At 65.4% G+C, this 6,644-nt stretch carries 6 protein-coding genes; 3 read left to right on the top strand and 3 right to left on the bottom strand.

Annotation, left to right across the window (positions count from 1 at the left end; translation table 11 throughout):
• Positions 1–85: 85 nt before the first annotated feature.
• Complete coding sequence (locus tag HKL97_RS06865) at positions 86–1,453, bottom strand: ATP-binding protein (protein WP_291423745.1); 1,368 nt, start codon at positions 1,451–1,453, stop codon at positions 86–88.
• Positions 1,453–2,778, bottom strand: coding sequence for a penicillin-binding protein activator (locus tag HKL97_RS06870; RefSeq protein ID WP_291423746.1), 1,326 nt, complete (start codon positions 2,776–2,778; stop codon positions 1,453–1,455). The genes HKL97_RS06865 and HKL97_RS06870 overlap by 1 nt, the downstream gene beginning before the upstream one ends.
• A gap of 17 nt (positions 2,779–2,795) precedes the next feature.
• Between HKL97_RS06870 and rsmI the strand changes: the two genes are divergently transcribed.
• A complete protein-coding gene (gene rsmI / locus HKL97_RS06875; RefSeq protein ID WP_291423748.1) occupies positions 2,796–3,653 on the top strand; it encodes a 16S rRNA (cytidine(1402)-2'-O)-methyltransferase in 858 nt (285 codons plus the stop codon).
• 5 nt (positions 3,654–3,658) lie between these two features.
• On the opposite strand, the gene pdxH is transcribed toward rsmI, so the two are convergent.
• Positions 3,659–4,237: a pyridoxamine 5'-phosphate oxidase gene (gene pdxH, locus HKL97_RS06880; protein WP_291423750.1), complete on the bottom strand. Its 579-nt coding sequence runs from the start codon at positions 4,235–4,237 to the stop codon at positions 3,659–3,661.
• A gap of 229 nt (positions 4,238–4,466) precedes the next feature.
• On the opposite strand from pdxH, the gene fabI reads away from it, so the two are divergent.
• Positions 4,467–5,315 carry an enoyl-ACP reductase FabI gene (gene fabI, locus HKL97_RS06885; protein ID WP_291423752.1) on the top strand — a complete coding sequence of 283 codons (849 nt, stop codon included), beginning with the start codon at positions 4,467–4,469 and terminating at the stop codon, positions 5,313–5,315.
• 3 nt (positions 5,316–5,318) lie between these two features.
• Positions 5,319–6,392, top strand: coding sequence for a chorismate synthase (gene aroC / locus HKL97_RS06890; RefSeq protein WP_291423754.1), 1,074 nt, complete (start codon positions 5,319–5,321; stop codon positions 6,390–6,392).
• Positions 6,393–6,644 lie beyond the last annotated feature (252 nt).

Here is a 6,644-nt window from a genome sequence, read left to right on the forward strand (position 1 = left end):
CGCAGCCTTCTCCGACTTCGGCGTCGAAAACCTCGAGGATATCATCAGAGAACGACGACACCTAAAAAAGTAAGGCCCGCGTCATTCACCGGATGCATACGATTCGCGCTGGCAGCCAGACGGTAAAGACTGTGCCGCGGCCTTCTGTCGAGTCGATTACCAGCCGGCCGCGATGACGGTTGATGACGTGCTTGACGATGGCCAGGCCAAGCCCGGTTCCGCCCACGGCGCGCGAACGCCCTTTATCCACACGGTAGAAACGCTCCGTCAACCGGGGGATATGCTCGCGGGGTATCCCGGTGCCGTCGTCCGCAACGCTCACCAGCACGCCATTGGCGGCAAAACGCGCATCCGTGCCGGCGCGCGCCGCCACCAGTTTTATGCAGCCGCCACGCTTGCCGTATTTAATCGCATTGTCGAGCAGGTTGGTGAATACCTGAGCCAATTGGTCGGCATCAGCGGGGACGACAGGCAGGTCCGGCGGGATCGCCACTTCCAGGCGCGTCTCATTTTCATGCAGCATGGGCTCCATCCCGGCGATGATGCGCTCCAGCAGCGGGCGGATATCGAGCAACTCCTCCGGCGGCTGGTGCTCGGAAATTTCGATCCGCGAGAGGCTGAGCAGGTCGCCGATAACGCGCTGCATGCGCGCCGCCTGTTCGGCCATGATGCCAAGGAAACGCTTCTGCGCCTCCGGGTCATCGGCCGCCGAGCCGCGCAGGGTCTCGATGAAGCCGATCAGGCTGGCAAGCGGCGTGCGCAGCTCATGGCTGGAATTCGCGACGAAATCAGCTCGCATCTTCTCCAACGCGCGCTCATGGGTACGGTCCGTCACCAGCACATATACCGGGCCGTTCACGGGGATCACGGTCACGTCAAGGTCACGCGGGACCGGCACCGCCAGGGTCAGCCGGCTGCGCACGGGGGCGTTGGTCTGCCCGGCATCCGCCAGGGCGGTGCGCAGCATGGGGTGGCGTAGCAGGGCGGCGGTCTCTGTGCCGAAGGCCGCCACCGCGCTCGCGTTACGCCAAACCGGATTGCCCGCGGTGTCCAGCTTCATCAGCGGGTCCGGCAGGCGCTCCACCAGGGCGCGGTCCTCGGTCGCGCTGGCGACCAGGCGGGCGCGCGAGAGGCGCTCGGCGTGGATCAGGCGGATCGCCTCCTGGCCAAGCAGGCGCATGCCCGGCACCAGCAAGGAGGTATTGCGCGGCATGTCCTCCGGGCGGGTTTGCAGGGCGCGGACCAGCGAGGTCATCACCATGATATCGCGCCCCAGCAGCACGCCAAAGCCGGCCGCCACGCCCGCGCAGGCTGCCCAGGCCAGAAAGGCAGGCAGCGCGTGCAGGGCGCCGACAACCACAAGCAGGCCAAATGCCACGCTCGGCAAAGCCGCCAGCGCCAAAAAAACCGCAAGCGCGGCCGGCCACGCCCGGTCCAGCGGCTGTGCGGACATCAATTGCCCGGCTGGCTGAGCTGCGTGGGGGCCGCGGAGGCGATGACCGGCACGCCAGGGGCGATCTTGAATACCGCCAGCCCGCGCCGCACCTGGCCGTCCGGCTGCAGGAGCAGCACGCCGTCAGTGCCGGTGAAGCCGGCCGGCGCGGTCAGGACCGTGCTGGTGTACCCGCCCGAGGACGCCGCCATCTTGGCCAGCGCCGCAGCATCGAAGGCGACATCCGCGATGGCCGGTGGCGCGCTGCCATAAGCCGTTTGGTATTTGGCATCGAACGCCGCCGCCGCCGCCGGGTCCGGCGCGGCGTACAGCGCGCCGAGGAATACGGATTGATGCGCCATCTGCGGCGCGAGGGTGGACCAGATCTCAGGCCCTAGATATTGCACCTGCGGCGGGTTGACATCGTAATACGGAAGGAAATTCGCCAGCTCCGCCAGGGTGTTGCCGTCCGTGGCGCCGATGAACAAGGCGTTGAAGCTGGGCGGCGGTATCTGCTGGTGCTGCAACTCGTGCGCCTTCAGCCGGCCGGCCGGCGTGCCGAGATCCTGCGCGGCCTTGATCTGGTCCTCAAGCCCCTGGCCACGATCAGCGAAGTCCGACATCTGGTTCACCGCCCGGTTCAGGCCGTTGAAATCCTGCGGATAGAAGGTGATTTGCGGAGCGGGCTCGCTAAGGGAGGCGGTTGCGGCGCTAATGGCGCTGGCCAGGCTGTGGCCGAAATCAGAATCGGGCAGCAGCGCGGCAAGCTGCGTGCGGCCGGAATCCGCCGCAGCCTGCACCACGCGCCGCACCTGCTGGCCGGGCGTGATGCCCAGCGGCCAGATACCCGGCTGCGCCAGCGTGGCGTCGTTGCTGAAGCTGAGCATGTTAACGCCAGATTTTTGCGCCAGCGGGGCGACGGCGCGGGTTTCCACCGCCGTCAGCGGTCCCAAGATGATGCCGTCACCCGCTGCGATGCCGGCTTGCGCGGCGGCCGCGGCGCCATCGGGCGTGCCGGCGGTATCGCGGATGTCCAGGCTGGGGGCGCTGCCCTGCGGGAACACCAGTTTGGCGGCGTTTTCCATGGCCTGGCCAACGGGCGCGAGCGGACCGCTGAGCGGCAGCAGCAGCAATACATTGCCGCTGGTTTTGCCGATGCTTGGCCCGGCCGCGGCAAGCGGCGCGGGCGCGGGGCCTGCGCCCAGAAAGGAGGGGCTATAGCCATATGGCGAATTCGGTGCTTGACCGGCGCAACCTAGGAGCGCCAGCGTGGCCAGGAGGGCCCCAGATGACAGCAGATGCGAACGGCGAACCGGATATTTTTGAACCAAGGACTTGCGAACCAAGGACCGAACCTCTCTCTATGGCGCCGCAACACGCGTCAGCCGCCGCTCTTGTGCTGGTTTCCACCCCGATCGGCAACCTTAAAGATTTTTCACCGCGCGCGCGCGATACCCTGGCAGGAGTCGATGCGATTCTGTGCGAGGATACCCGGACCAGCGCGGTTCTGCTGCGTGCCTGGGATATCAAGACTCGGTTGATCGCGCTGCATGAGCATAACGAGGAGTCGCGGGTGCCAGGGCTGGTTGAAGCCATGCGTAACGGCGCGCGCTATGCGCTGATCTCGGATGCGGGCACACCGCTGGTCTCCGACCCCGGCTACCGGCTGGTGCGCGCGGCGATTGAGGCGGGGTTGCTCGTGGGCGGGATTCCCGGGCCGAACGCGGCGGTGCTGGCGCTCACCCTCTCGGGCCTGCCGCCGCACCCGTTTTTGTTCTCTGGGTTTATGCCGGTGAAGTCCGGCGCGCGCACGGCCGCCCTCACCCGGCTGCGCAATGCCGAGGCCGCCGGGCTGAGCGCCACACTGATTTTCTACGAGGCCCCACACCGGCTGGCGGAGTTCCTGGCCGATGCCGCGCAGGTATTCGGCCCGCGCCAGGCGGCGGTGTGCCGCGAGCTTTCCAAGCATTACGAGGAGGTACGGCGCGGCCCTCTGCCGGAGTTGACGGCACACTACCAAACCCAGGCGGCACGCGGAGAAATCACCGTGGTGATCGGCCCGGCGCCCGATGAGCCCACCTCCGCCGAGACGCTGGACGGCGCCCTGGCGGCAGCGCTAGCGCAGATGAGCCTGAAGGATGCGGTGAACGCCGTGGCCGCCGCGACCGGGCTGGCAAAGAAGCAGGTTTATGCCCGGGCGCTGGAGATGAAGCGGGACTAGCTCTCTTAAGGGTAGAGCAACCCGGTTTGCCAAGTGCCGCCCTGGCGGATGAACACCTCACGGTCATGCAGGCGAAATTCACGGTCCTGCCAAAACTCGACGTAGTCGGGGACAAGGCGCCAGCCGGACCAGTGTTCAGGACGGGGGACGTCCTCGCCGGGGAAGCGCGCCTCCACCTCGGCCAGCCTGGCCTCGAAAACCTCACGCGAGGGCAAGGGGCGCGATTGCGCCGAGGCCCATGCGCCCAGTTTGGAAACCCGGGGGCGCGAGGCGAAATATTCATCGGCCTCCGCCGCGCTCACCTGGGTTACCAGCCCTTCGATGCGGATTTGCCGGCGCAGGCTCTTCCAGTGGAACAAGAGCGAGACCTGAGCGTTCGCACGCATTTCATCAGCCTTGCGCGACTCCAGATTGGAATAGAACACAAAGCCCGCACGGTCCCACCCCTTCAGCAGCAACACCCGCGCCGCCGGGCGGCCAGTGGCGGAAGCCGTGGCCACGACCATCGCATTCGGGTCGTTCGGCTCGCTGGCCTCGGCCTCGGCCAGCCAGGTGCCAAATTTGGTAAACGGGTCTTGGTTCATGCAGAATCTCCAAAATTACGCGCTTGTGAAGCGCCGGACAGTTTAAGAGCCTGGACGGCCGCCGTCGAATCGCGGTTGCGTTACAATCGCAAACAGAAACCACCAAAATATCAGATAGTTAGCGAGCAATTTACGATTGAGGTTGACGTCAGGGTGCGTCAACCTAAAACGGTCACATTGTAATGCCACCACCGGCACCGATACGAATGCCCAGACGGAGATAGCGCCCATGCCCGATACCGAGTCCCAGATTTCGCCGCCCAAGGGTACGCTCATGCAGGGCAAGCGAGGGTTGATCATGGGGGTGGCCAATAACCGCTCGATCGCCTGGGCCATCGCGCAGGCGGTGGCCGCGCAGGGGGGCGAGGTTGCCTTCACCTATCAGGGTGAGGCGCTGGAAAAGCGGGTACGCCCGCTGGCCAATTCCATCGGGGCGGATTTTCTGCTGCCCTGCGATGTGAGCGATGACGGCGCAATGGACACCGCCTTCGACGCTTTGGGCGAGAAATGGGGCAAGATCGATTTTCTGGTGCATGCCATCGGCTTCGCGGACAAAAACTTTCTGCGCGGGCGTTATATTGATACCCCCCGCGCCGTGTTCCAGCAGGCAATGGACATTTCCTGCTATTCCTTCGCCGCCGCCGGGCAGCGCGCCGCGGCTTTGATGAAGGATGGCGGCTCCCTGCTGACCCTCTCCTACCTGGGTGCTGAGCGCGTGGTGCCGCATTATAACGTGATGGGCGTCGCCAAGGCGGCGCTGGAGGCATCGGTGCGCTATATGGCGGCTGACCTCGGCGCGCGGCAGATCCGCGTAAACGCGATCTCGGCCGGGCCGATCAAGACGCTCGCCGCCTCGGGCATCGGCGATTTCAGCTACATCATGAAATGGAACAAGTATAACTCGCCGCTGGAGCGTAATATCGAGCTGGAGGAAGTCGGCGGCGCGGGGCTGTACATGCTCTCCGACCTTTCCAAAGGTGTGACCGGCGAGGTGCACCATGTGGATTGCGGCTACCATATCGTGGGCATGAAGAATCCAACCGCGCCGGACCTGGCCATCGCCAACGATTTCGGCTGAAACGTGTCGTTCAACAGTTTCGGGCAGCTTTTCCGGGTCACCACCTGGGGCGAGAGCCACGGGCCGGCGATTGGCTGCGTGGTGGACGGATGTCCGCCGGGGATTGAACTGACAGAGGCTGATATTCAGCCGTTTCTGGACAGGCGCCGGCCGGGGCAGTCACGCTTCACCACCCAGCGCCAGGAGCCGGACCAGGTGAAAATCCTCTCGGGCGTGTATGAGGGACGCACCACCGGCACGCCGATTTCGCTGCTCATCGAGAATACCGACCAGCGCTCGAAAGATTATGCCAACATCGCGGCGCGCTACCGGCCGGGCCATGCCGATGTGGCCTATGACATGAAATACGGCCATCGCGACCCGCGCGGCGGCGGGCGGTCCTCGGCGCGCGAGACGGCGATGCGCGTGGCGGCCGGGGCCGTGGCGCGCAAGGTGCTGGGGCCTCAGGTGGTGATCCGCGGCGCGATGGTGGCGCTGGGGGCGCATGAGATCGAGCGCGCGCGCTGGAACTGGGAAGCGGTGGAGGAGAACCCGTTTTTCTGCCCGGACCCGCTGGCCGCCACTCAATGGGAAGGTATTCTGGACGGCATCCGCAAGGCGGGGTCGTCCATCGGCGCGGTGCTGGAGGTGGTGGCCCAGGGCGTGCCGCCAGGGTTGGGCGCGCCGATTTACGGCAAGCTGGACGCTGATATCGCTGCCGCGCTCATGAGCATCAACGCCGTCAAAGGTGTGGAAATCGGCGATGGTTTTGCCGCCGCCGCATTGCGCGGCGAGGAAAACGCCGATGAGATGCGCATGGAGGGCGATAAGATCACCTTCCTCGCCAACCATGCCGGGGGTATTTTGGGCGGTATCGCCACCGGGCAGGATATCGTGGCGCGGTTCGCGGTGAAGCCGACCAGCTCGATCCTCACGCCGATGCGCAGCGTGACCGCCGCTGGAGAAGATGCCGATGTGTTCACCAAGGGGCGCCACGACCCCTGTGTCGGCATCCGCGCCGTGCCGGTGGGGGAAGCCATGGTGGCTTGCGTGCTGGCCGACCATTTGCTGCGCCACCGGGGCCAGACGGGCAGATAAACCCCGCAGCCGGTTAGAGTGCGATCGTTTGAGGCTCGCTCGCCTGAGCGAGCCGAAAGCGTGAATCGCCCTCAGAAAAATGGCCAGAGCCTGACCTCACTTAAACCAATCAGGCTCTATGGTTTAATTGTCGTCGTCATCGTCTTCATGATGATGACGCTCACCGCCGTAATAATAGCCGGGCGGCGGATAATAGACCGGAGGCGGTGCATAATAAACCGGCGGCGGCGGCGGCGGGGGCGCATAATACAC

The sequence above is a fragment of the Acidocella sp. genome (genome assembly GCF_013044125.1).
In the GTDB taxonomy this organism is placed as follows: Bacteria; Pseudomonadota; Alphaproteobacteria; order Acetobacterales; family Acetobacteraceae; genus Acidocella.

Coding starts and splice junctions, on each gene's coding strand:
- fabI (WP_291423752.1), top strand. CDS start 4,467: ATGCCCGATACCGAGTCCCAGATTTCGCCGCCCAAGGGTACGCTCATG.
- HKL97_RS06865 (WP_291423745.1), bottom strand. CDS start 1,453: ATGTCCGCACAGCCGCTGGACCGGGCGTGGCCGGCCGCGCTTGCGGTT.
- pdxH (WP_291423750.1), bottom strand. CDS start 4,237: ATGAACCAAGACCCGTTTACCAAATTTGGCACCTGGCTGGCCGAGGCC.
- rsmI (WP_291423748.1), top strand. CDS start 2,796: ATGGCGCCGCAACACGCGTCAGCCGCCGCTCTTGTGCTGGTTTCCACC.